At 50.2% G+C, this 1,876-nt stretch carries 1 protein-coding gene; it reads right to left on the bottom strand.

Going from position 1 to position 1,876, the window contains the following annotated elements; translation table 11 throughout:
* A partial coding sequence (locus tag Xsto_RS20580) for a TOPRIM and DUF927 domain-containing protein (protein WP_099126300.1) occupies positions 1-1,876 on the bottom strand: 1,876 nt, incomplete at both ends.

The following is a 1,876-nucleotide window of genomic DNA, read 5'->3' as shown; positions in this document are numbered from 1 at the left end:
ACCACAAACCGTCCCTGAGTGCCATTCACTGAGATGGTTTTGCTGATAAAGCGATCTTTCTCCGCTTTAACCAACATTCCGGCCTCTTCTAAGGCTTCAAAGCCAGATTTCTTCTGTAATCCCTGTAATATTTCTGCTTCAAATACACTGGGGATAATATGGTATTCAGCCTGTCCATCATGACGGCGGTTATGCACCAGATATCCGGCAAGATCGCTAATTCTCATGGCATGTGCCGTATCAATATCACCATTTGGCCTGCCGTAGGTATAAGGCTGAAAGCGTGACAGCCCGTACTTCTGGATAAAGTCACGCGTTCTCGTGAGCACCTGATATTTTTCCCGGTTTCCGATGCCAAAATCAGCTAACCAGTCATCGAAACTTTGCTTTACCGCAGCATGACTCGCTTCTTTACCCCAGCCGGTGATATGGGTCGCCAGTTCTCCAACGGCGTCCAGTAACGCGAAACGCACGGCAACGCGCTTGACTTGCGCTGAGGCTTCTTCTGGCAGGCTATCGAGCCACTCTTTTTCTTTACGGGCGGTCATGTCGATTGCCTGCTCCTGATATTCAGACAGCCATTGAATCCATGACCGACCCGCGGCACCACAATAGCGTTTGGATTCACGTTTGATGGCTCTTGCGTGGGAATCACCATCCTCATAGCCATTGAAACATGCCGTATCAATAAAGGGCACACTGAGCAGCCTGACAAGCTGCCCGGCTTTTGGGGTGATCCCGCCTTTTATCAGAAACGTTTCTAAATCTTCCTCGCCTGTTGAAAGAGCAGCAATCTTCCAGCGGATCACGGCACGGTTCCCACCTTCCCGTTTTCCCTGAATTTTACCGACACCGTTAAACAGGCTGTAGGCACTGTTAGCGACTTCCTTCGGATTCGAGCTTTGTCCGATTTCGTCAATGGGCATAAAGCCATCATTACGGGCTGCGGCCTCATTGTTTAAACCGTGGTTAGTACCATGCCATGATAATTTCAGTTCTTCGGGATCACCGTATAAGCTGCTGGCCGCCTCAACGGTGGTGGTTTTCCCTGCAGAGGATTGGGCGAATAAATGCACACCAAAGCAGGTCCCGCCTGTCAGTGAATTAAGTGGGGCAGACAATCCCACCAGTACGCCCAGCATCATTGAGCGGTTGCCTTGCAGTAATGACGCAACGTGTGTTATCCACTGTTCGGCGCTTCCCCTGACCACATAACCGGCAATGGCAGATGTGCCGCCACTGAACGCGACAGGCATATAGGGCTGACCGATGATTTCACCGTCCGGCATGACATATGCGCCGCAGTGCCAGCCTGCTTTCTGTGTCACAACCCATTCACGGCGATCGCCGCTGCGTTGCAGATGCTCAGCTAAAACAGGCAACAGACTGTTTTTTACGGTGATGTTCATTCCCCGCGAACGCAGTCTGGCCCAGCCAACCGGCATCCCGATTTCACGGCGCGGAAGTGCCTCAACAATATATTTTCCTGTGCCTTCCTGACGTAGCTTAATAATGAGATAACCTTCGCTGCCATCATTGCCAATACCAACGATTTCCATGTAATCACTCAGCCATTTTTCGACTTCGACGATTTCGCCACCTTGTTCTTTCGGTTCAACCCAATAAATCCCATTCTTGCGGATATCGATATGGGGTTTTAGCGGGTCGTATTCTTTCTCTCGGTATTCATCTGAATCAGTGGTTACAGATTTTGACACTGCTACGTTCTCTACCGCCTGATACAATCCATTACTGAATGCCTGCTTTGCGGCCTCAATACCATGCTGCTGGCGATAATCATCCCAATCGGCTTTGTATTCCGTAGGTGGTAACGTAACCCAACCATTCACTGCAAGAGCCGCTTTCTCTGCTGAAA

Origin of the sequence: Xenorhabdus stockiae, assembly GCF_002632825.1 — a bacterium.
Lineage (GTDB): Bacteria > Pseudomonadota > Gammaproteobacteria > Enterobacterales > Enterobacteriaceae > Xenorhabdus > Xenorhabdus stockiae.
The sequence above is the reverse complement of the archived record's forward strand: the minus strand, read 5'-3'. Positions and strand labels throughout refer to the sequence as shown.